Origin of the sequence: Streptomyces sp. 130 (assembly GCF_007096885.1) — a bacterium.
Classification (GTDB): Bacteria; Actinomycetota; Actinomycetes; order Streptomycetales; family Streptomycetaceae; genus Streptomyces.
Window position 1 is genome coordinate 111408 of sequence record NZ_VJNO01000002.1, and the last position, 22286, is coordinate 133693.

16 protein-coding genes are annotated in these 22286 nt (G+C 73.8%); 9 read left to right on the forward strand and 7 right to left on the reverse strand.

Going from position 1 to position 22286, the window contains the following annotated elements:
• Nucleotides 1-15: 15 nt before the first annotated feature.
• Entirely contained in the window at nucleotides 16-1866 is a 1851-nt protein-coding gene (locus FKN01_RS02730; RefSeq protein WP_143616074.1) for a glycoside hydrolase family 3 protein, read from the forward strand.
• Between the two features lie 52 nt (nucleotides 1867-1918).
• On the opposite strand, the gene FKN01_RS02735 is transcribed toward FKN01_RS02730, so the two are convergent.
• Together FKN01_RS02735 and FKN01_RS02740 are read right to left on the reverse strand one after the other, a co-directional pair.
• Entirely contained in the window at nucleotides 1919-3394 is a 1476-nt protein-coding gene (locus FKN01_RS02735; protein WP_143616075.1) for a S28 family serine protease, read from the reverse strand.
• A 131-nt stretch (nucleotides 3395-3525) separates the two neighbouring features.
• Nucleotides 3526-3942: a hypothetical protein gene (locus FKN01_RS02740; RefSeq protein ID WP_143616076.1), complete on the reverse strand. Its 417-nt coding sequence runs from the start codon at nucleotides 3940-3942 to the stop codon at nucleotides 3526-3528.
• Nucleotides 3943-4127: 185 nt separating this feature from the next.
• On the opposite strand from FKN01_RS02740, the gene FKN01_RS02745 reads away from it, so the two are divergent.
• A complete protein-coding gene (locus FKN01_RS02745; RefSeq protein ID WP_143616077.1) occupies nucleotides 4128-4670 on the forward strand; it encodes a hypothetical protein in 543 nt (180 codons plus the stop codon).
• 22 nt (nucleotides 4671-4692) lie between these two features.
• Here the strand turns inward: FKN01_RS02745 and FKN01_RS02750 are convergent, their stop codons facing one another.
• From FKN01_RS02750 to FKN01_RS02760, 3 genes are all read right to left on the reverse strand, one after another.
• Nucleotides 4693-8433: an ABC transporter ATP-binding protein gene (locus FKN01_RS02750; protein WP_143616078.1), complete on the reverse strand. Its 3741-nt coding sequence runs from the start codon at nucleotides 8431-8433 to the stop codon at nucleotides 4693-4695.
• 105 nt (nucleotides 8434-8538) lie between these two features.
• Nucleotides 8539-10029 (reverse strand): serine/threonine-protein kinase, encoded by a 1491-nt coding sequence (locus FKN01_RS02755; protein WP_143616079.1) that lies wholly within the window; start codon nucleotides 10027-10029, stop codon nucleotides 8539-8541.
• Between the two features lie 153 nt (nucleotides 10030-10182).
• Entirely contained in the window at nucleotides 10183-11058 is an 876-nt protein-coding gene (locus FKN01_RS02760; RefSeq protein WP_143616080.1) for a serine hydrolase, read from the reverse strand.
• A gap of 345 nt (nucleotides 11059-11403) precedes the next feature.
• Between FKN01_RS02760 and FKN01_RS32945 the strand changes: the two genes are divergently transcribed.
• On the forward strand, nucleotides 11404-11577 hold the full coding sequence (locus FKN01_RS32945) for a hypothetical protein (RefSeq protein WP_260696747.1): 174 nt from the start codon (nucleotides 11404-11406) through the stop codon (nucleotides 11575-11577).
• 32 nt (nucleotides 11578-11609) lie between these two features.
• Here the strand turns inward: FKN01_RS32945 and FKN01_RS02770 are convergent, their stop codons facing one another.
• Nucleotides 11610-13295 carry a thiamine pyrophosphate-binding protein gene (locus FKN01_RS02770; protein WP_143616081.1) on the reverse strand — a complete coding sequence of 562 codons (1686 nt, stop codon included), beginning with the start codon at nucleotides 13293-13295 and terminating at the stop codon, nucleotides 11610-11612.
• Nucleotides 13292-14260, reverse strand: coding sequence for an agmatinase (gene speB / locus FKN01_RS02775; RefSeq protein ID WP_143616082.1), 969 nt, complete (start codon nucleotides 14258-14260; stop codon nucleotides 13292-13294). The genes FKN01_RS02770 and speB overlap by 4 nt, the downstream gene beginning before the upstream one ends.
• Before the next feature lie 259 nt (nucleotides 14261-14519).
• Between speB and FKN01_RS02780 the strand changes: the two genes are divergently transcribed.
• The 6 genes from FKN01_RS02780 (at nucleotide 14520) to FKN01_RS02805 (ending at nucleotide 22285) form a co-directional block, all read left to right on the forward strand.
• On the forward strand, nucleotides 14520-14777 hold the full coding sequence (locus tag FKN01_RS02780; protein WP_073965107.1) for a hypothetical protein: 258 nt from the start codon (nucleotides 14520-14522) through the stop codon (nucleotides 14775-14777).
• A gap of 78 nt (nucleotides 14778-14855) precedes the next feature.
• Nucleotides 14856-16178 (forward strand): type VII secretion integral membrane protein EccD, encoded by a 1323-nt coding sequence (gene eccD, locus FKN01_RS02785; protein WP_143616083.1) that lies wholly within the window; start codon nucleotides 14856-14858, stop codon nucleotides 16176-16178.
• Between the two features lie 60 nt (nucleotides 16179-16238).
• The gene (locus FKN01_RS02790; protein WP_143616084.1) at nucleotides 16239-17345 is read left to right on the forward strand and encodes a MinD/ParA family protein; all 1107 of its coding nucleotides are present in this window, start codon (nucleotides 16239-16241) and stop codon (nucleotides 17343-17345) included.
• A 51-nt stretch (nucleotides 17346-17396) separates the two neighbouring features.
• Entirely contained in the window at nucleotides 17397-21410 is a 4014-nt protein-coding gene (gene eccCa / locus FKN01_RS02795; protein ID WP_143616085.1) for a type VII secretion protein EccCa, read from the forward strand.
• A 161-nt stretch (nucleotides 21411-21571) separates the two neighbouring features.
• Nucleotides 21572-21904, forward strand: coding sequence for a hypothetical protein (locus tag FKN01_RS02800; RefSeq protein WP_143616086.1), 333 nt, complete (start codon nucleotides 21572-21574; stop codon nucleotides 21902-21904).
• A gap of 60 nt (nucleotides 21905-21964) precedes the next feature.
• Nucleotides 21965-22285: a pore-forming ESAT-6 family protein gene (locus FKN01_RS02805; RefSeq protein WP_143616087.1), complete on the forward strand. Its 321-nt coding sequence runs from the start codon at nucleotides 21965-21967 to the stop codon at nucleotides 22283-22285.
• The last annotated feature ends 1 nt before the right edge of the window (nucleotide 22286 follow it).

Below are 22286 nucleotides of genomic sequence, written 5' to 3' on the forward strand. Positions count from 1 at the left end.
GCCGAAGGAGCTCACGTGCACCACCGCACCTCCAGACGCACCCTCCTCACCGCCACCGCCGCCACCGCCGTCGCGGCGGCGGCGGGCATGGCGACCGCCCCAGGAGCCCTCGCCTCCCCGGGCTCCGCGCACAGCAGCCACGACTCCGCCGCCACGACCCGGCGGCTGAAGCGGCTCATCTCCCGGATGAGCCTGGAGGAGAAGGTCGGCCAGCTCTTCGTCATGCGGGTGTACGGGCACTCCGCCACCGAGCCCGACCAGGCCGACATCGACGCCAACCTCGCCGAGATCGGGGTGCGCACGGCCGCCGAGCTGATCGCCAAGTACCACGTCGGCGGGATCATCTACTTCGCCTGGGCCCACAACACCCGCGACCCGCACCAGATCGCCGAGCTCTCCAACGGCATCCAGCGCGCGGGCCTCGCCGGCCCGTCCCGCATCCCGCTGCTCATCTCCACCGACCAGGAGCACGGCATCGTCTGCCGCGTCGGCGAGCCCGCCACGCTGATGCCGGGCGCGATGGCGCTGGGCGCGGGCGGTTCGCGCTCCGACGCCCGCAGGGCCGGGCAGATCGCGGGCGCCGAGCTGGCGGCGATCGGGATCAACCAGAACTACGCGCCGGACGCCGACGTCAACGTGAATCCGGCCAACCCGGTCATCGGCGTCCGCTCCTTCGGCTCGGACCCGCAGTCCGTGGCCGGGATGGTCGCCGCGCAGGTGAAGGGGTATCAGAGCGCCGGGATCGCCTCCACGGCCAAGCACTTCCCGGGCCACGGCGACACGAGCACCGACAGCCACACGGGCCTGCCGGTCATCGGCCACACCCGGGAGCAGTGGGCGGAGCTGGACGCGCCGCCGTTCCGGGCGGCCATCGCGGCGGGCATCGACTCGATCATGACCGCGCACATCGTGGTGCCCGCGCTCGACCCGGCCGAGGACCCGGCGACCCTCTCGAAGCCGATCCTCACCGGCATCCTGCGCGAGGAGCTGGGCTACGACGGGGTCGTGGTCACCGACTCGCTCGGCATGGAGGGCGTGCGCACGAAGTACGGGGACGACCGGGTGCCGGTGCTCGCGCTCCAGGCGGGCGTGGACCAGCTGCTGAACCCGCCGAGCCTGGACGTCTCGTGGAACGCGCTGCTGGCCGCCGTGAAGAGCGGTGAGGTCAGCGAGGCCCGGCTCGACGAATCGATCCTGCGCATCCTGCGCCTGAAGACGAAGCTGGGGCTCTTCGACCAGCCGTTCGTCTCCGGGCACGGGGTGGACCGTACGGTCGGCACCCGGGCGCATCTGGCCGCCGCCGACCGGATCGCCGAGCGCACGACGACCCTGCTGGCCAACGAGGGCGGGCTGCTGCCGCTGTCGCGCCGCTCGCACCGCAACCTGCTGGTGGTGGGCGCCGACCCGGCCTCGCCCTCGGGCACCACGGGCCCGCCGACGACGACGCTGGCCGAGGCGTTCAACGAGCTGGGCTTCACCGCGACCGCGCTGTCCACCGGGACCGCGCCCGGCAAGGCGGCCATCGACGCGGCGGTGGCGGCGGCGCGGGGCAAGGACGCGGTGGTGGTGGGGACGTACAACGTCTCGGCGACCAGCTCGCAGCGCACCCTGGTCAGCGCGCTGGCCGCGACGGGCGTCCCGGTGGTCACGATCGCCATCCGCAATCCGTACGACATCGCGCGGCTGGCGGGCACCGGGCACAAGGCGCACCTGGCCGCGTACTCCTGGACCGACGTCGAACTGCGCGCGGCGGCCCGGGTGATCGCGGGCCGGGCCCGGCCGGAGGGGAAGCTCCCGGTGCCGGTGCAGCGGGCGGACGACCCGTCGCAGGTGCTGTATCCGGTGGGGTACGGGCTGACGTACTGACCGCTTCCCGCCCCGGCGGCCGTGGTGACACGGCCGCCGGGGCGGGTCCGTGTCAGGGGCGCCGGACGCCGAGGCGGTGGTCGGTCGTCAGCTCCTTGCCGTCGAGCCGCGCGTCGAACTTCGCGAGCGGCTTCGCCTTGGACTCGTCCTGCCGCACGGCGGCCGGGGCGACGCCCGCCCAGCGCAGGATCGCGGCGGTGGCCGTGGCGTTCTCCGAGGGCGTGAGGCCCGCGACGTTCGAGCCGTGGTTCCCGCCGGGCACGGTGAACACATAGCTGTCACGGGCGCCCGCCCCGAGCCGGAAGCGCTCGGCGCCCCACGGGTCGTTCTCGCCGTAGACGTACAGCATGTGCGTGGCGTGGTGCTTCACCCAGGTGTCGACGTCGCGCATCACCGACGGCTGGAACTTCATCGGGATCGAGCGCGGTACGAAGTTGCGCGGCGGCTGGTAGCCGTAGCGGCTCAGCTTCCCCAGCCAGGGCTGCTCGATGTCGGGCGAGCCGAGCTGGGTGCCCGCCTGGTAGTAGTACGGCGTGTAGTTGGCCAGGCCCTGGTCGGTGTAGGCGGAGAAGCCGGAGATCGCGTCGACCGAGTCCCAGATCTCCTGGTCGGTGGCCTTCTTCGCGTCGGCCGGGAGGCCGTCGCAGTCGGCGAGCAGGCTGTACTGCCAGAACGCCCACACGTAGTCCATGACGACGGCCTCGTACGCCTTGTCCAGCGAGCCGACGGTGTCGAAGGTGTATCCCTTGTCGGCGGCGTACCGGGCGTACTTCTCCTCCAGCGGCGCGCGGCGCACCAGTGCCTCGCGCTGTACGCCCCCGAGCTTGTCGCGGCACTCCTTGGTGCCGACGCTCGCGAAGAACCGGTCGTACGCCGAGTCCTCCTTGTTCACCACGTCGTTGGGGGCGACATAGGCGACGACACCGTCCATGTCCTTCGGGTAGAAGCGCTCGTAGTACGTGGCGGTCATGCCGCCCTTGGAGCCGCCGGTGGTCAGCCAGTTCTCGGAGTAGATCCGCTTGAGCGCGGTGAAGACGCGGTGCTGGTCGCTGGCCGCCTGCCAGATGTCGAGCTTGGACCAGTCGGCGGGCGAGGGGCGCGACGGGGTGAAGAAGCGGTACTCCAGCGAGACCTGGTTGCCGTCGATGATCCGGGTGGGCTCGGAGCGGCTGGGGTTGGTCGAGACGTTGTAGCCGCCGGTGTAGAAGACCGTGGGGCGGGAGGTGTCCTTGTGCAGCAGGGTGATGCGCTGCTGGAACGTTCCCTTGGACGGGTGGCGGTGGTCGACGGGCTGGGTGTAGTTGAGGACGAAGTAGCGGTAGCCCGCGTAGGGCTTCTCCTCGATGAGACTCATGCCCGGGATGGCCAGGATGCGGTCCTTGATGTCCGTGCTCGTCCCGCTGTCGCTCACAGCGGTACCGAACGGTGCCGGTACGGCGGCGGTGGCCGCCCCGGCGGAGGCACCCGTCGCACTCACCGTGCCGATGAGCACCGCGAGCGACAGGATTCCTCTGAGCGCCTTGCGCATACGTGTCCTCCCCTGAGCCGCCTCCGGAGTCCCGTGAGACGCCTCTCGGTCCACAGCTGACGCGGTGAACCTAGCGGGGCGGCACGCGCACCACCAGACCCCGTTGCCGGGCCGCGGGAGGTGTCACCCCGTCAGCACAGAATCCACCCCGTGCGCGCGCCCTTGCCGTCGACCTTGCCGGAGACCCGCACGCACCGGTTCAGCGCGTGGACGGTCACCGGGCCGGCCCGCCGGGTGTAACGGCCGCTGTCGGTGACGGGGAGGCCGCCGCGCGGCTGGATGGTCACCGCCATGGGGCGGCGCTTGCCGGGTCCGGCGGCGACGGCGGTGACGCAGGCGTAGGCACGCGACTTGTAGACGCGCACCTCGCCCGTCGCGAACTTGACGGTCTTCTTCGGGCGCCCGGCGCAGACCGAGGCCGCGTCGGCGCTCCCCGCGACCGCCCCGCCGGTCACCAGTGCGAGGGCGGTGGTCAGGGCGAGGGCCACGGCATGGCGGCGGCGCCCGCGCCGCGCACCCCGGACGTGTCCTTCGGTCCCTCTGGTCACAGCAGCCCCATCGCTTCATCGAACGTCCGCGCCCCTACCCGACACCTGGGCGCACATGCGTGTACCTGCGTACGACGCGGGAGGCCATCCGGAGGTTGCATGCGGCGGGCCCGGCGCCCGTGGAAGCCGGAGCGGCCCACCATGGAGCCGGACAGGACAGACCACCACGAAAGGCAGGAACCGCCATGACCCGACCCCGCTCCGCCCGGCGCGCCGCCGGCCGTACGCTGCTCGCCTCGGCGCTTCTGGCCGCCGCCGTCGCCGTGCCCGTCGCCGCCGTGCCCGCCGCCACTGCCGCCCCGCGCGAGGCGTCCGCCGGGGCGACGGTCACCGACGCCCCGCGCGAGGCGTCCGCCGGGGCGACGGTCACCGAGGAGCCGGCGACCCGGGAATCCCGGCTGGTGGACGACTTCTACAGCGCGTACGTCGACGCGGTGGCGGCCGAGGACGGCGGGAACCTGGCCACGGCGCTGCGCGGCTTCTACCTCACCCCGGAGCTCCGCGACCGCCTCGCCGGGTGGGAGGCGGCGCACCACGCGGACGGTGTGCTCCTCGCCCAGGACGTCCCCTCGGACCACCTGGTCACCCCGGGCCACAGCGGCGCCGGCCACACCTGGTCCACGGTCCGGCTCACCTGGGGCACGCCCGAGGACCCCGCGTACACCTACCTGACCGTGCGCTCCGATCTCGCGACCGGGAAGATCTCGGCGATCCGGGACGGGGTGTAGGCCCCGGGCCGGGGGCCGGCGGTCACACCCCGGCCGGCTCGTCCTCCCCTATGAACGTGCGCCACAGCACCGCGTAGTGCCCGTCGCGGGCGAGGAGCTCGTCGTGGGTGCCGTCCTCGACGACCCGGCCGTGGTCCATCACCACGACCCGGTCCGCGCGGGCGGCGGTGGTCAGGCGGTGGGCGACGACGAGCGTGGTGCGGCGGCCCGCCAGCCGGTCGGTGGCCTGGTTGACCTGCGCCTCGCTGGCCAGGTCGAGCGAGGCGGTCGCCTCGTCCAGGAGCAGGATGTCCGGGTCGACCAGTTCGGCGCGGGCGAGCGCGATCAGCTGGCGCTGTCCGGCCGAGAGGTTGCGGCCCCGCTCGGCGACCTCGTGGAGGTAGCCCCCGTCCAGCGTGGCGATCATGTCGTGCGCGCCGACCGCCCTGGCAGCCGCCTCCACCTCCGCGTCGGTGGCGTCCGGCCGCCCGTAGGCGATGGCGTCGCGCACGGTCCCGGCGAAGAGGTACGCCTCCTGCGGGACGACTCCGAGCCGGCGCCGGTAGGCGGTGAGCCCGAGGCCGCGCAGGTCGGCGCCGTCCACCGTGATCCTGCCCTCCGTCGGGTCGTAGTAGCGGGCGACCAGCTTGACCAGGGTGGACTTCCCGGCCCCGGTCTCCCCGACGAACGCGACGGTCTGCCCGGCCGGGATGCGCAGGTCGACGCCCCGGAGGGCCGCCTCCTCGTCCCCGTAGGCGAAGGACACGTCCTCGAAGGCGATCTCGCCGCGCAGTTCGCGGACGTGCCGGGGGTCGTCGCGGTCGGTGGTGGAGGCGGGCTCGCGCAGGAGCTCCTGGATGCGGCCGAGGGAGACGGCCGCCTGCTGGTAGCCGTCGAAGACCTGGGAGAGCTGCTGGACGGGCGCGAAGAACAGGTCGATGTAGAGCAGGTAGGCGACCAGCGCGCCCGCGGTGAGCGTCCCGTCGTCCACCCGGTGGGCGCCCACGACCAGCACCGCCGCGGCGGCCACCGACGACAGCAGCTGGACGAACGGGAAGTAGACGGAGATCAGCCACTGCCCGCGCACCCGGGCCGCGCGGTAGTCGTCGCTGCGGGCGGCGAACTCCTCGGCCCCGTCCCGCTCGCGCCGGAACGCCTGGACGATGCGGAGGCCGGCGACGGACTCCTGGAGGCCGGCGTTGACGACGCTGATCCGCTCCCGGGCCAGCTCGTACGCCTTGACGCTCTTGCGGCGGAAGAAGACGGTCCCGACGACGAGGACGGGCAGGGTCGCGAAGACGACGAGGGCCAGCTCCACGTCGAGGACCAGCAGCGCGACCATGATGCCGAGGAAGGTGACCAGGGAGACGAAGGCGGTGACCAGGCCGGTCTGGAGGAAGGTGGACAGCGCGTCCACGTCCGTCGTCATCCGGGTCATGATGCGGCCGGTCAGCTCGCGCTCGTAGTAGTCGAGCCCCAGGCGCTGGAGCTGGGCGAAGATCTTCAGCCGCAGCGCGTACAGCACCCGCTCCCCGGTGCGGCCGGTCATCCGGGTCTCGCCGATCTGGGCCGCCCACTGCACGAGGACGACGAGCAGGGCGAGGGCGGACGCCGTCCAGACCGCGCCCAGCGCGAGCTGGGTGACCCCGTCGTCGATGCCGTCGCGGATCAGCACCGGCAGCAGCAGCCCGGCCCCGGCGTCCACGGCGACCAGGCCGAGGCTGACCAGGAGCGGCAGCCCGAAGCCGCGCAGCAGCCGGCGCAGCCCGTAGGAGTCCTCGGGGCGGACCGCGCGGGCCTCGTCCACGTCCGGGGTGTCGGTGGCCGGGGGCAGGGCGTCCACCTGGGCGAGCAGTTCGGGCGTGGCGGGCGTGCCCGTCGTGTCGGTGCCCCGGTCCTCCTCCCGGCGCACCCACAGCGCGGGCGTGATGCCGCGCTCGGCGTCGAACGCGGCGTCGATCTCCTCCTGGAGCGCGCGGTCGCGTTCCGGCTCCTCGGGGGCGGCGGCCGGGCGGTGGCCGGGCGAGGGGCCGCCCAGCTCGTCCGGGTCGGTGAGCAGGCGCCGGTAGAGGGCGCAGCGGCGTTCCAGCTCCTCGTGGGTGCCGAGGTCGGCGAGGCGGCCGTCGTCGAGGACGGCGATGCGGTCCGCGAGGTTCAGGGTGGACCGGCGGTGGGCGATGAGCAGCGTCGTGCGGCCGGCCATCACCTGGCGCAGGGCCTCGTGGATCTCGTGCTCGACGCGGGCGTCCACGGCGGAGGTGGCGTCGTCCAGGAGGAGGAGGCGGGGGTCGGTGAGGATGGCGCGGGCGAGGGCGATGCGCTGGCGCTGGCCGCCGGAGAGGGTGAGCCCGTGCTCGCCGACCTTGGTGTCGTAGCCGTCCGGCAGCTCGGCTATGAAGCGGTGGGCCTGGGCGGAGCGGGCGGCCTGTTCGATCTGCTCGTCGGTGGCGCCGGGCAGGCCGTACGCGATGTTGGCGCGGACGGTGTCGGAGAACAGGAAGCTGTCCTCGGGGACGAGCCCGATCGCGGCGCGCAGTGAGTCGAGGGTGAGCTCCCGCACGTCGTGGCCGCCGACGAGGACGGCGCCGTGCGTGACGTCGTAGAAGCGGGGCAGCAGCAGCGAGACGGTGGACTTGCCGCTGCCGGAGGCGCCGACGACGGCGACGGTCTCGCCGGGTTCGATGGTCAGCGAGAAGCCGTCGAGGACGGGGCGGCTGGTCTTGTCGTAGCCGAACCGGACGTTCTCGAACTCGACGCTCGCCGGGGCGTCGGCGGGCAGCTCCTTGGTGCCGTCCTGGAGGGAGGGCTCGGTGTCGATGAGTTCCAGGACGCGCTCCACACCGGCCCGGGCCTGCTGGCCGACGGTGAGGACCATGGCGAGCATCCGGACCGGGCCGACGAGCTGCGCGAGGTACGTGGAGAAGGCGACGAACGTGCCGAGGGTGATCTCGCCCCGGGTGGCCAGCCAGCCGCCGAGGGCCAGCATCGCGACCTGGCCGAGGGCGGGCACGGCCTGGAGGGCGGGGGTGTAGCGGGCGTTCAGCCGGATGGTGCGCAGCCGGCCGGCGAACAGCTTGCGGCCGACCTCGCGCAGCTTGCCGGTCTCCTGCTCCTCCTGCCCGAAGCCCTTGACGACGCGGACGCCGGAGACGGCTCCGTCCACGACTCCGGCGACGGCGGCGGCCTGCGACTGGGCGTACCAGGTGGCGGGGAAGAGGCGGGCGCGGGAGCGGCGGGCGATGTACCAGAGGGCGGGGGCGACGGCGACGGCGACGAGGGTCAGCAGCGGTGACAGCCAGGCCATGATGACCAGGGAGATCAGGAACAGCAGCACGTTCCCGATGGTCATCGGGAGCATGAAGAGCAGGCTCTGGATGAGCTGGAGGTCGCTGGTGGCGCGCCCGACGACCTGCCCGGTGGACAGCTCGTCCTGACGCCTGCCGTCCAGCCTGGTGATCGTCCCGTACATGCCGGTCCGCAGGTCGTGCTGGACGTCGAGGGCGAGCCGGCCGCCGTAGTAGCGGCGGATGTAGGTGGCGGCGTAGACGAGGACGGCCGCCAGGACCAGCAGGCCGGTCCACACGGCGAGGGAGCGGGTGTGACCGACGACCACGTCGTCGATGATCACCTTGGTGATCAGGGGGACGAGGGCCATCACGGCCATGCCCGCGAGCGAGGAGCCGAGCGCCAGCACGACGTTGCGCCGGTAGCGCCAGGCGTAACCGGTCAGTCTCCGCGCCCAGCCGCCCCGCTGCCCGCGTTCCGTCTCCCGTGCGTCCGCCACCCGGTGCCTCCCGTCCGTCCTGATCCGACGGAAGGCACCAACGCGGTGTGCTGCGGATTTCATCCCTCCGCCACAAATACGGGACCGGGGACCCAGGTCCCGGCGTCACCTTCCCGTGGTCCGCCCGCTCTCCCCGTCCCGGGCCGTCTCCGTCCTCTTCGCCCGGCCGGGCGTGTGCCCGGGGGCCTCGGTCGCCGTGGTGCTCGGGGTCACCGACGCCGAGGGTGTCCCTTCGTCCGGTGTGGCCGATGCGGTGGGAGCGGTCGGCGAGGGGGCGGGCGCTGTGCTCCGCGTGGGCGCCGCCGTGTCCTTTGTGTCGTCCGAGCCGGTGGAGGCGGTGGGTGCGCGGGACGCGCCGGACGGGGCGGAGGGGCTGCCGGGCGTGGGCGTGTCCGCGGTCCGGCGGGGGCCGGCGGCGGCGTGCGGGCCGGTGGGCCGGGGAGCCGGCGGCGGTGTGGCCGTCGTACCGTGCGCGCCTGAGTCGTTACGGGCGTGGGCGCTTCCCGTGGGGGCGGCGGAGGCCCGGGGCGCGCCCGGGCCGGCGTCGGTCGGGGCGGAGCTGCCCGTGACGGCGAGCACGACCGCAGCGACGGCGGCGAGGGCGACGCCCCCGCCGGCCATGGCGGTGCGTCCTCGTGCGGGGCGGGCGCCGTCGTCCCCGGCGCGCGGCCGGTCCCCGGCGCGCGGCCGGTCCGCGTGCGCGGGCTCCACCGCCCCGGCCGGCTCCGTCAGGACGCGGTGCGGCCGGTCCGCCTGCGCGGGCGCCCCCGCCCCGGCCAGCTCCGTCAGGGCGCGGGCGCAGTCGCGGGCCGTCGGGCGGTCCTCGTCGTCCTTGGCCGTCATCCGGCCGAGCAGGGCGCAGAACCGCTCCGGTGCGCCCGGCGGCAGGACGGGTGGACGGTGGAGCCGGGCGATCGCGGCCTCGACGGGGCCGCCGCCGTACTCCAGCCTGCCGGTGAGGCATTCGAGGAGGACCAGGCCGAGGGCGTAGATGTCGGCGGGCCGCCCCACGGGCCGGCCGAGTACCTGCTCGGGGGACAGGTAGGCGGCGGTGCCGACGAGGGTGTCGGGCGCGGTCCGGGTCGTGGCGTCCAGGGGCCTGGATATGCCGAAGTCGGCCAGATACGGACGGTGCGCGGAGTCCAGGAGGATGTTGGACGGCTTGACGTCGCGGTGGACGATGCCGGCCTCGTGCGCGTGCGCCAGCGCGTGGGCGAGGCCCGCTCCGAGTGCCGCGGTGGCCTCGGGGGGCAGCGGCCCCTCGGCGATGCGGTGCTTCAGCGTGGTGCCTTCGATCAGCTGCATGACCAGGAAGGCGCGTCCGTCGTGGTGCCCGGCGTCGAAGGCGGTGACCAGTCCGGGGTGGTGCAGCCGGGCCAGGATCTCCGCTTCGGCCCGCCAGCTCTCCTCGGCGTCGAGGGAGGTGCCGGGCCGGAAGACCTTGACGGCCACCGGTCGTCTCATCCTCAGGTCGAAGCCCCGGTGGACGTCCGCCGCACCGCCCGAACCGAGAGGTCCGTCAAGACGGTACCGGCCGCTGAGCACCTCGGCGTGAAGCCGGGGAGCCGTGGCCTGAGCAGATTCGCGAAGCCTCATTCCCTCTCCTACCGCGTTGGGGGGCTTACGCCAGTCGGTGATCCGGACCCGACGCTCCTTGAGACGCCGCGTACCCGGAAGAGCCGCGTGCAGCCCTGCCGATCGCGCCCCTGTGCCCGGGCCCGGTAGGAGGCGGGCCCGGGCGGGACCGGATCAGCCCCTGGCGTGCGCGATGCGCGGGTTGAGGTCCTTGTGGACGACCCGGGCGACGGCCTGGATGGTGTTGACGCCGTCGTTCATCGTCTTGTTGTCCTGGGTGAGCACGGTCAGCCCGTAGTCGTGGTAGTTGCCCGTGAAGGCGCCGATGCTGTGGACCCGCCAGCCGTGGGTGGAGCGCTGCAGCCAGCCGTTCTTGAGCTGGACGGTGGTCCCGGTGACGGCACCGGCCGGGGTGCCCCAGCGCTGCGAGGAGACGACCTTCTTCATCAGGCCCAGCTCGTAGGAGCGGGCGCTGTCGGTGAGCACGGAGTTCTTCGAGGTGAGCAGGGTCAGCAGCCGCTGTTCGTCCTGGGCGGTTATCTGGGTCAGGCCCCAGTAGCCGCCGGAGCCGGGCACGGTGTGGGTCATGCCGGCCGCCTTGAGGAAGGCGTTGACCTTGCTGACGCCGAGCTGCTTCCACAGGCTGGTGGTCGCGTCGTTGTCGGACTTGGTGATCATCTTGGTGCTGAGGTCGATCTCGCGCTGGGTGAGGTAGCGGTTGTGCTTGGCGTTGTCCCACAGGAGCGTGGCCAGCACGGTCGCCTTCACGATGCTCGCGGAGTCGTACTTGCTCGTCGCGCGCAGCGTGCACGTGGTGCTGGTGGAGCGGTCGTAGAGCGCCAGCGCGACGGTGGACTTGCGGCCCTTGAGCGCGGCGGTGATGTCCTTGGTCAGCTGGGCGGCGAGCCCGGCCCGCTTCGAGGTGCAGCTCACCTGCGCGGTCGCGGCGGACGCGGGCGCGGCGGCGAGCGCGACGGGCGCGAGGACCCCGGCGGCGACGGCGGCGCAGAGCGCGGCGCGGGCGCGCCCGGTGGTACGGGACGTGGTCATGGTGCTTCCCCCTGAAAGATTCCTGCGGGCGGCCCCCCGGCACGCCCGCAAGAGATGACTCGCGGGGCGCCGGAAGGTTGTACGCGCCCGCGACACGGGGTTCGCCGCCGGCCCGGGGCAGGTAGCCATGAGAGTCCGCCGGTGGACCAGGGAGGGTGCATGGCCGACGGTCAGCTCACGGACGCCTGTCGCTGCGGACAGCTGTACGCGGCACTCGCGGCGCTCGAACGGCTCGCCTGACCGAACGGGAAGGTCGCGCTGGACGAGAAGGACGTCCGGTCGAAGGCGGCGGAGAACCCGCGAAACGTATCGCCCGCTTGTCTGAAGCAGGCGGTCGCTTACCCCATGGCGGCCCAGCACCGCCGCAAGGGGGCGGAGGCGGCGGCCGTCTTCCGGTCGATTCCCGAGCTGCTGCCGGGCACGAAGGAACTGCCGGGAGGCCTGAACAACGTACAGCGCGACGACTTCCATCTGGGGTGGTGCGCGCGGGTGAAGGCGCTGGAGGCTGCCGCGGAATGAGCCGCCCGGGGCCGCGTCGCGGCCCCGGGCCCCTACAGATGCGTCGGCTCGAACATCGTCAGACGGGCCGGGAGTACGACGACCGAGGGCCCCGGCCGTCCGAACGCCTCCGCCAGGTCCGCGGCGAGCGTCTCGGGGCTGGTACGGACGGCGGGGACGCCGAAGGACTCGGCGAGGGCCGTGAAGTCCGGGCGGGCCAGCTCCGTGCCGGTGGTCTCGCCGAAGGCACCGGTCAGGTACTCGCGCAGGATGCCGTAGCCGCCGTCGTCCACGATCAGCCAGGTCACCGGCAGGCCGTACTGCCGGGCGGTGGCCAGTTCCGCGATCGAGTACATCGCGCCGCCGTCGCCGGAGACCGCGAGGACCGGCCGGGTGGGGTCGGCCACCGCCGCGCCGAGCGCCGCCGGGAAGGCGTAGCCGAGGCCGCCCGCGCCCTGGGCGGAGTGCATGGTGTTCGGGCGGCGGGCGTCGAACGCGGCCCAGGCCCAGTAGCCGAGGATCGTCATGTCCCAGAAGCTGGGCGAGGCGTCGGGCAGGGCGGTCCTGATCGCCGCGAGAAGGCCCTGCTCCAGCTCCCGGCCCTGGCCGGCGATCCGGTCCCGGACCCGGGCGAGGACCCCGGCGGCCCGGTCCGCCGCGGCCGGGTCCTCGCGCGGGGCGACCGCGTCGATGAGGCCGGCGAGCGCGTCGCGGGCGTCCGCGTGGATGCCGAGCGCCGGGAGGTTGGCCTCCAGCTTGCCGGCGTCCGCCTCGATCTGGATCACCCGGCCGCGCGGGGCGAACGTGTAGTAGTTGGAAGAGAGTTCGCCGAGTCCGGAGCCGACGACGAGCAGGACGTCGGCGTCCTCCAGGAAGTCGGTGACGTGCCGGTCCTCCACCCACGACCGGAGCGAGAGCGGGTGCTGCCAGGGGAAGGCGCCCTTGCCCCCGTACGTGGTGACCACCGGGGCCGCCAGCTTCTCGGCGAGCGCCCGCAGCTTCCCGGAGGCGTCCGACCGTACGACCCCGCCGCCCGCGACGATCGCCGGGCGCTCGGCGTGCGACAGCAGGTGCGCGGCCACGGCGATGAGTTCGGGGCGGGCGTGGAGCTCGCGCGGGGTGGCGTCCGGGGCGAGGACGACGGGCAGCGCGGTCTTCGCGTCCAACACGTCCTGCGGGATCTCGACCCAGACGGGGCCGTGCGGGGCCGTCAGCGCGGACTCCCAGGCGGCGGCGATCGCGGACGGGATCTGGGAGGCGGCGCGCACGGTGTGGACGGACTTCACGACGTCCCGGAACGACGCCTGCTGGTCGCGCAGTTCGTGCAGATGGCCGTGGCGCCCGCCGCCCAGCCCGCGCACCGGGATCTGGCTGGAGACCGCGAGCACCGGTGCGGAGGCGGCCGCCGCCTCCTGGAGCGCGGCGAGCGAGGTCAGCGCGCCGGGCCCGGTCGACAGGAACAGCGGGGCGGCCTCGCCGGTGATCCGGCCGTAGGCGTCGGCCGCGAACCCGGCGTTGTTCTCGACGCGCAGCCCCACGTACTCCAGCGACGAGCGGCGCAGCGCGTCGAACAGCGCCAGCGCGTGCTGTCCGGGCAGCCCGAAGACCGTGGTCGCGCCGAGCCCGCGCAGCGTCTCGACGACGAGGTCGCCGCCGGTCCGCCCCGGTGGAGGATTCAGCGCGGCCTCGATCTGCGCCGGGGTGAGCTCGGGCCGCTCGTCGTGGTGGTCGTGACTCAAGACTGCCGGGCCTCCGCGATCTGGCGGGTCATGATCGTCGTCAGCTCGTACGCGGTGTGCGAGGCGGCGACGGAGGTGATCTCCGCGTGATCGTACGCGGGGGCGACCTCGACCAGGTCGGCGGAGACCAGGTGGCAGGAGGACAGGCCGCGCACGATCTCCAGCAGCTCGCGCGAGGTGAGGCCGCCGGCCTCCGGGGTGCCGGTGCCGGGGGCGTGCGCCGGGTCCAGCACGTCGATGTCGATGGAGATGTACAGCGGCCGGTCGCCGATGCGCTGGCGCAGCTGGTCGGCGATCTCGTCCACGCCGCGCCGCATCACGTCGGCGGAGGTGACGATCCCGAAGCCCATCTTGGCGTCGTCGGTGAGGTCCTGCTTGCCGTAGAGCGGGCCCCGGGTGCCGACGTGGGAGAGCGCCGAGGTGTCGAGGACGCCCTCCTCGACGGCCCGGCGGAACGGCGTGCCGTGCGTGTAGGCGGCCCCGAAGTAGGTGTCCCAGGTGTCGAGGTGGGCGTCGAAGTGGAGCAGCGCGACCGGGCCGTGCTTCTTGGCGACGGACCGCAGCAGCGGCAGCGCGATCGTGTGGTCGCCGCCGAGCGTCATCAGCCGGGCGCCCGTGGACAGCAGCTCGTCGGCCGCCGCCTCGACGGTCTCCACGGCCTCCTCGATGTTGAACGGGTTGGCCGCGATGTCCCCCGCGTCCGCGACCTGGGCCAGGGCGAACGGCGAGGCGTCCTGCGCCGGGTTGTAGGGGCGCAGCAGGCGCGACGCCTCCCGGATCGCGTTGCCGCCGAAGCGGGCGCCCGGCCGGTAGGAGACGCCCGAGTCGAACGGCACCCCGACGACGGCCACGTCCGCCGCGCCGACCTCGTCCAGGCGGGGCAGCCGGGCGAACGTCGCGGGTCCCGCGTACCGGGGGACGCGCGAGGAGTCGACGGGGCCGCGCGGCGCGTCGTTGCTGCTCATGGTGGGTGGTGCCCTTCCGTCGGGTGCGGGTGCCGGGGTCCTCCGGCACGTCTGCCGGAGCGACGCTAAACGGCCTCGGGGCCGGACTGAAGTGTACGTTTCGTCCACTCACCCACCGGAACGGATGAATCCCCCACGCTCGGAACGGATGCGTCCGCACACGCGCGCCCACGCCCTGTCCCGCGCCCGCGATCCGGCCACCCTGAGGTGTTCCCGCCGACGCTCCATGCCTTATGTTGCAGTGGCAAAGGGGGGTCGCATGGCACGGGATTACGACAGTCAGCTGCTGGAGTCGGTGGGAGTACGCCGCCGGCGGATGCGCGACGCGCTCCTGTTCGGCACCGGCCGTGCGCGGCGGACGGCCGACGAGCGCCTGGGCAAGGTGTTCGCGGGCATCGCGATCACCGCCGTGCTGTGCGCGGGCTGCGTCGGCTGGTCCTTCCTCCAGCACACCCTGGACAAGCAGAAGGCCGAGCAGGAGAAGCAGCAGCGGCAGTACCAGCAGTACGACCGCTGACCGGTTGGCCCCGACATTCCTGGACGTCGCGATGATTGGTATTCGTCAGTGAGTACGGCAACGGCTCCCCGAGCGGAAATGAGCCGGGTGACCCTGGTCGGCGAGCGGCGCCGCGCGGATCTCGTCCTGCCGTCCGACACCCCGGTCGGACAGCTCCTTCCGGACATTCTGCGGCTGCTGGACGACCGGGCCGCGTCCCGCCCCCTGACCAGGCAGCTGCTCACCGCCGACGGCTCGGCGCTGCCGCACGACGCCACCCTGGCCTCGGCGGGCATCGGTGACGGTGCCGTGCTCCGGCTGGTCCGCAGTCACGCGGCCCCGCCGGCCCCGGTGGTCCACGACGTCACCGACCAGGTGGCGGACAGCCTGGACCTCCAGACCTGGCGCTGGCGTCCGGCTGCCCGCCGCGTCGGCGCGGGCGCGGCGGCCGTGGTCTTCGCGGTGATCGCCGCGCTGCTCGCCCGCCGCGAGTTCCCGCTCGGCGCCCTGGCCGGGGCGCTGGCGGGCGTCACGGTCCTGCTGCTGGCGGCCGGTGCGCTGGTCTCCCGGCTCGGCCGGGGCAACCGCCCGCTGGCGACCGCGCTGCTCCTCGTCTCGGCCGGGCTGGGCGTCCTCACGGCGTGGACGGCCGCCGACGCCTACGACTGGTCCGGTGCGCTGCGGCTGGCGGCGGTGGCCGGGGCGGTCGTCCTGGCGCTGGTGCTGCTCGGGCTGCTGTCGCCGCTGGGCCGGGGCGGGCTGACCGGCGCGCTGGCCGCGGCCGTGGTGACGGGGGTCTGGGAGGCCGTCGCCGCCGTGACGGAGGACCCGGCCCGGCTCGGTGCCGTGATGGCCGTGTTCTCCGTGGTCCTGCTCGGCCTGCTGCCCCGGCTCGCCCTGATGGCGTCGGGCCTCACGGGGCTGGACGACCGGCGCTCGGGCGGCGCCTCGGTCAGCCGCCACGACGTGGGCAACGCGCTGGCCGCCACGCACCGGGGCCTGGCCCTGGCGACGCTCGTCACGGCGGTGTCGGCCGCCGCGGGCGGCCACCTCCTCACCTCCGCGGACCGGCCGACGGTGTGGACGGTGCTGCTGCCGTGCCTGGTGGCCGTGGTGCTGCTGTCCCGGGCGCGGGCGTTCCCGCTGGTGGCGGAGGTGGTGGCGCTGTTCGCCGCCGCCGCGTTCGTCGCGGTGCGGCTGGTGGTGCTGTGGCTGGACCACTCCGGCGGGGCGGGGCCGGTCGCGGTGCTGTGCGCGGCGGCGCTGCTGCCCCTGCTCGCGCTGGTGGCGGAGCCGCCGGAGCACGTACGGGTGCGGCTGCGGCGGACGGCCGACCTCGTCGAGTCCATCGGCGTCGTGGGGCTCTTCCCGCTCGCCGTCGGGGTGTTCGGCGTCTACGGCCAGCTGCTGAACAAGTTCTGACGACTCCGAGACCACCGACGCGGGCCCGGCGGGGCAGCGAAGCGGCGAAGAAGGGCAGACATGCCGAACGCGGACCACAACTGGCAGGGCGACCTCCTGCGCGACCTGAGAGGGCCTGGCGAGGCCGGGACCCCCGAAGCCCCGCGCCCCGCCGTGCCGCCCGCACGGACGGAACCCGAGACGCGCCCCGCACCGGCCCCGGCCGCCCCCGCCCGCGCCTGGCCCGGGACGCCCGCACCGCCGCCCACCCCCGACTCGCTCCCCGTCCTCGACAAGGCGATGGCCGCCGTGGTGCGGCGGCCGGTGCGGGGCGAGGCCGTCGCCGTACGGGCCGCGCGCGCCGTGCGCCGCATCGTCTCCGGGTCCGCCGCCCGCGAGGTCGCCGCCCTCACCCGTACCGCCGAGGTGCTCCAGCAGCCGGTGACGACGGGGCGGCAGATCGCGGTCACGTCCATCCGGGGCGGCGCCGGCAAGACCACGGTGACCGCGCTGCTGGGCACCACGTACGCGCACTACCGGCAGGACCCGGTCCTCCTCGTGGAGGCCGACCCGGCGCTGGGCTCGCTGCCGCTGCGGCTGGGCGCCGAGGCGCTGCGGTGGACCACGGCCGACCTGGCGGACATCGCGGCGCCGCAGATGTCCCTGCTCGACGTCACCGGCTATCTCGTCCAGCTCCCCGACAACGCCTGGCTGCTGCCGGGCAGCCAGGGCCGGATCGGGGCCATGGTCGACACCGCCACGTACGAACGGGTCATGGTCGCCCTGCGCCGCTACTTCGGGGTCACCGTGGTGGACTGCGAGACGCTGCCCGCCGAGGTCGCCCGGGTCGCCCTGTCCGCCGCGCAGGCCCGGGTGCTGGCGGCCCCCGCCACGCTCGACGGAGTGACCAGCACCCATGCCGTGCTCCAGTGGCTCCGGGCGCTCCCCGCACACGTCATCGAGGGGACCGTCGTCGCGCTCTCCGTGACGACCCCGCGCCCCGGCATCGACGTCGGCGCGGCGGCCGAACGGCTCGCGACGACCGGCGCCCGCGTCCACGTCCTGCCCTACGACCGGCACCTGGCGGCCGGCGGACCGCTGCGCACCGGACTCCTCGCCCGCCCGGCCCGGCTGGCCGCCACCCGCCTCGCCGCCGAGGTCTTCGAGCTGTCCCAGAAGCGCCGGTGACCCGGTGACACGTTCGTACGCCCACCCGGCCGCGACCCCCGGACGGAGCCGATGAGCACCCGCCTGATCCACCGCCCCGCCCGCACGACGCGCCCGCCGGCCGAGTCCGAGCCGCGCACCATAGAGGCGCCGCCCAACCTGCCCGAGGGCAAGTCCGGGAACATCGCGATGTCGCTGCTCCCGGTCGCCGGGGTCATGTCGTCCGTGGTGATGATGACGGTGGTCCGCAACAGCCAGTTCGCCGGGCTCGGCGCGATCATCCTCCTCGTCACGGTCATCGGCTCGGCGGTGCTGCTGCTCTCCCAGCGCGGCAAGGCGCAGCGGACCCGCCGCACCCAGCGCGAGGCCTACCTCGCCTATGTGGAGGACCTGCGCGAGGAGTTGTCGGCCGAGGAACGGGCCCGGCGCGAGCAGGCGGACGTGCTCAACCCGTCCCCGTACGCCCTCTACGACATCGTGCGCGACCCCGCCCGGCTCTGGGAGCGGCGCCGGGCCGACGACGACTTCCTGCGGATACGGGCCGGCACCGGCGAGATGCCGCTGCGGGACCTCCGGATCGGCGAACAGGGCTCGTCCGTCCTCACCCCGCCCGACCTCTTCATGCTCAACGAGGCGTCGGCCGTGGTGAAGCGGTTCCGCAACGGCACCGAACTCCCCCTGACCGTCCCGCTGGACCGGGCCGGGAACGTCAGCGTGGTCGGCCCCCGCGAGGACGGCCTGCGGGTGGTGCGCGCCCTGCTCGTCCAGGCGGCGGCCCTGCACGCGCCGGACGACGTGGCGATCGCGGTCGCCGCCCCCGGTGAGCGCATGGCCGACTGGGAGTGGGCCAAGTGGCTGCCGCACCTGCTCGACCCCGAGCAGTCCGACGGCCCGGTCGCCGCCCGCCGCATCGCGCCCTCCACCGCTCAGCTGGCCCGCCTCCTCGGCCCCGAGCTGCGCCGCCGCGCCTCGTACGCGGCCGAGGTGCGCCGGGGGCTCGCCGGGCGGGACGCGCTCGCGATGAACTCCCGGCTGGTCGTGGTGGTCGACGGGCACGGCGAGGACGCCGTGGACCTGCCGCGCCCCGATGACGCGGTGGGGCTGCGCGAGATGGGCGTGACCGTGGTGCACCTGCTCGACCGGCGCGTCCAGGAGCCGGACCACGTCAACGTGCGCCTCACCGTGGACGGTACGGACGTGGTCGTGGAGGACCTGCGCGGGGCGGAGACCGTCGAGTCGCACGGCACCGTGGACGAGGTCGGGACGGACTTCGCGGAGGGCCTGGCCCGGATGCTCGCGCCGCTGCGGCTGTCCGCCGAGTCCCTGGCCGACGCGCCGCTGGCCGGGCCCGTCGAGTTCGCCGCGATGCTCGGCGTCCAGGATGTGGCGGCGCTGGACCTGGACCGGCTGTGGGCGCCGCGCGGCGAACGGGCCTTCCTGCGGGTGCCGATCGGGATCAGCGACGCGCGCGAACCGGTGCTCCTGGACCTCAAGGAGTCCTCCGAGCTGGGCATGGGCCCGCACGGGCTGTGCGTGGGCGCGACGGGCTCCGGCAAGTCGGAGCTGCTGCGCACCCTGGTCCTCGGCCTGGCGGCCACCCATCCGCCACAGGACCTGGCGCTCGTCCTGGTCGACTACAAGGGCGGCGCCACCTTTGCCCCGTTCGCGGACCTGCCGCACGTGGCGGGCGTCATCACCAACCTGGAGAACCAGGCGGGCCTGGTCGAGCGCGTGCACTCCTCGCTCGCCGGCGAGGTCAAGCGCCGCCAGCAGGCCCTGAAGGACGCGGGCAACGTCGCCGACATCGGGGACTACGCGGCGCTGCGCGCGCAGAAGCGGCCGGACCTGGAGCCGCTGCCGCACCTGTTCGTGGTGATCGACGAGTTCGGCGAACTGCTGACCGCCAAGCCGGACTTCATCGACCTGTTCCTGTCCATCGGCCGGATCGGCCGCTCCATCGGCGTGCACCTGCTGCTGTCCAGCCAGCGCATCGAGAGCGGCAAGCTCAAGGGCCTGGAGACCTACCTCTCGTACCGGCTCGGGCTGCGCACCTTCTCCGCCGACGAGTCGCGGATGGTCCTGGACACCACGGACGCCTTCCACCTGCCGCCGCTGCCCGGCTTCGGCTTCCTCAAGGTGGACACCAGCCACTACACGCGCTTCAAGGCGGGTTACGTCTCCGGCGCTTACCGGGGGCCCGTGCGGACCGCCGACGAGGAGGAGACCGGGCCGCTCGCCCTCCCCTACGAGGCCTACAACACCCTCGCCGGGCCGGAGAGCGACGCGCCGCAGGACCGCGAGCCGTCGGCCCGCCGCCGCGAGACCGGGCCGACCGAACTCGCGGTGATGGTGGACCAGCTGACCGGCGCCGCTCCCGGGGTACGCAGCATCTGGCTGCCCCCGCTGCCGTCGGCGGTCACCCTCGATGCCGTCGCCGGGCCGCTGGACGCCGGGCCGCGCGGGCTGCGGCTGGCCGGGGTGCGCCCCGACGCGGGGAGGCCGGGCACCCGGCAGCGGGGCCCGCTGCTGGTGCCGCTCGGGCTGCTGGACGACCCGGCCAAGCAGTGGCAGGGGCAGTGGCTCCTGGACCTCACGGTGGCCGGCGGGCACGCGGCGGTCATCGGCGGCCCGCAGTCCGGCAAGACGACGCTGCTGCGCACCCTGGTCCTCTCGCTGGCGCTCACGCACACCCCGCGGGAGGTCGGCGTCTACGGCCTCGACCTGGTCGGCGGCGGCCTCCAGGCGCTCGCCGAGCTGCCGCACGTCGGCGGCGTCGCCGGCCGCGCCGACCGGGAGCGGGCGGCGCGCACGGTCGAGGAGGTCCGCGCGATGCTCGCCCTGCGCGAGGAGCTGTTCCGCGAGCACGGCATCGACTCGGTCGAGCAGTTGCGCGTACTGCACGCGGCGGGCGGCCTGCCGCAGCTGGCGTCCGCCGAGATCGTCCTCGTCATCGACGGGTTCGGCGCGCTGCGCGACGACTTCGACGAGCTGGACGACGCGGTCGCGGACATCCTGAAGCGGGGCGGTGGTTACGGCGTCCATGTCGTCGCCGGGATGCTCCGGTGGAACGACGTGCGCATCGCGATCCAGTCCAACTTCGGCACCCGCGTGGAGCTGCGGCTCAACGACCCGGGCGAGTCGAGCATCGACCGCAAGCTGGCCGAGACCCTCTCCCCCGACGAGCCGGGCCGCGTCCTCACCGACGGGAAGCTCTTCGCCCAGGTCGCCCTGCCCCGCGCGGACGGGGTCGCCCAGACGGCGGAGCTGGGCGCGGTGCTCGAACGCGCCACGCGCACGGTCCGGGCCACCTGGCACGGCGAGGTCGCCCAGCCGGTACGGGTGCTGCCGCACCTGCTCGAACCGTCCCTGCTGCCCGGCCGGGCGGCGGAGCCGGAGCGCGTGCCGCTGGGCCTCGACCAGTCGGCCCTGGCGCCCGTGCTGCTGGACCTGTTCGGCCACGACCAGCACCTGCTGGTGCTCGGGGACAGCGAGTGCGGCAAGACGAACCTGCTGCGGGCGGTCGCCCAGGGCTACGCCGACCGCTACGGCGAGGACGACCTCGTCTTCGCGGTGATGGACCCCCGGCGCTCGCTGCGCGGGGTGGTCCCGGAGGAGCTGAACGGCGGTTACGCGTACAACTCCAAGCTCTGCGCGGGCCTCTCGGCCGCGATCGCCTCGGAGCTGGAGAAGCGGCTGCCGGACGAGAACGCCCGCCTGGAGGACCTGGAGCCGGGCAGCTGGGGCCGGGGCCCGCGCATCGTGGTCCTGGTGGACGACTACGACGTGCTGACGACGGCGGGCCAGTCGCCGCTGGCCGCGTTCCTCCCGTACATCCCGTCCGCCGTGGACATCGGCCTGCACTTCGTCCTGTCGCGGCGCGTGGCGGGGGCGGCGCGCGGGATGTACGAGCCGGTGGTGCAGAGCCTGCGGGAGTCGGGGGCCTCGGCGCTGGTGATGTCCGGCGACCGCGGCGAGGGCCAGCTCTTCCCCGGCGTGTACGCGGCCCAACAGCCTCCTGGCCGGGGAGTGTTCATCCAGCGGGGCCGCCCGAACCGGCTGACGCAGACGGTGTACGTACCGCACTGACGTACCACTTCGCAAAGCGCGGCCACCAGGGGCGCCGGTCCACTCCCCCTGTCACCGTGACGATATGGCCGATTGCAGATTGCAGTAGCGACGCGCGGATTGATAGACATGAGGATGGAACGAACACAACCGTTCGAGGTTCGACGCATGGGGGGAAGCCGATGAAGTTCGACATGGGGTCCACGGTCCTGTCGACGCTGCTCAAGCACTCGCAGGGCTCCAGCACGGATCTGGGCACGCTGATCCGGCAGTTGATCGCCGCGGCGGAGCCGCTGGAGGGCAAGTTCAACGGCGCGGGCAAGATCGCGTTCGACGACTTCAAGAACCGCTCCGACGAGATCACGGCGGCGCTCAACGCCTCGCTCTCCGCCATCCTGGGCGGCCAGCAGGGCATGGACGCGGCCTTCGGCTCGGGCGAGCAGGAGCAGGGCGAGAACGCGCGTACGCAGATGGCTTCGGCCAACTTCGACGCGGCCCGCTTCGGCGCCCGCTGAGCCGGCGCGGCCGGCACTTTCGACGCATCCGCACACATTCCTGACGGGGAGACAAGAGTCATGGCAGGACACGGCGGCAATACGGACCGGCGCTCGTACGACACCGGCGCGTCATCCGAGGTGCAGGGCAACCTCCAGACGGTGATCGCCCAGCTCGAACTGGTCATCACGGCCCGGGACGGCCAGGTCAAGGCCGCGATGAGCGACTTCGCGGCGGACGGCGTGGCCGACGAGTACCACGGCAAGGAACTCCGCTGGCAGGCGACCTCCCAGGAGGTCAAGAACATCATCCACCTCCTGCGCTCCACGCTGGAGAAGAACGACGGCACGGCCCACCAGACCCTGGCCCGCGCGAAGGCGGCCGTCGACAACATCGGCTGAC

Bases quoted from the DNA above. Each gene is read 5' to 3' on its own strand.
- FKN01_RS02760 (WP_143616080.1), bottom strand. From the start codon at position 11,058: ATGACCACGTCCCGTACCACCGGGCGCGCCCGCGCCGCGCTCTGCGCC.
- eccCa (WP_143616085.1), top strand. From the start codon at position 17,397: ATGAGCACCCGCCTGATCCACCGCCCCGCCCGCACGACGCGCCCGCCG.
- FKN01_RS02780 (WP_073965107.1), top strand. From the start codon at position 14,520: ATGGCACGGGATTACGACAGTCAGCTGCTGGAGTCGGTGGGAGTACGC.
- FKN01_RS02800 (WP_143616086.1), top strand. From the start codon at position 21,572: ATGAAGTTCGACATGGGGTCCACGGTCCTGTCGACGCTGCTCAAGCAC.
- FKN01_RS02790 (WP_143616084.1), top strand. From the start codon at position 16,239: ATGCCGAACGCGGACCACAACTGGCAGGGCGACCTCCTGCGCGACCTG.
- FKN01_RS02745 (WP_143616077.1), top strand. From the start codon at position 4,128: ATGACCCGACCCCGCTCCGCCCGGCGCGCCGCCGGCCGTACGCTGCTC.
- speB (WP_143616082.1), bottom strand. From the start codon at position 14,260: ATGAGCAGCAACGACGCGCCGCGCGGCCCCGTCGACTCCTCGCGCGTC.
- FKN01_RS32945 (WP_260696747.1), top strand. From the start codon at position 11,404: ATGGCGGCCCAGCACCGCCGCAAGGGGGCGGAGGCGGCGGCCGTCTTC.
- eccD (WP_143616083.1), top strand. From the start codon at position 14,856: ATGAGCCGGGTGACCCTGGTCGGCGAGCGGCGCCGCGCGGATCTCGTC.
- FKN01_RS02805 (WP_143616087.1), top strand. From the start codon at position 21,965: ATGGCAGGACACGGCGGCAATACGGACCGGCGCTCGTACGACACCGGC.
- FKN01_RS02735 (WP_143616075.1), bottom strand. From the start codon at position 3,394: ATGCGCAAGGCGCTCAGAGGAATCCTGTCGCTCGCGGTGCTCATCGGC.
- FKN01_RS02755 (WP_143616079.1), bottom strand. From the start codon at position 10,029: ATGAGGCTTCGCGAATCTGCTCAGGCCACGGCTCCCCGGCTTCACGCC.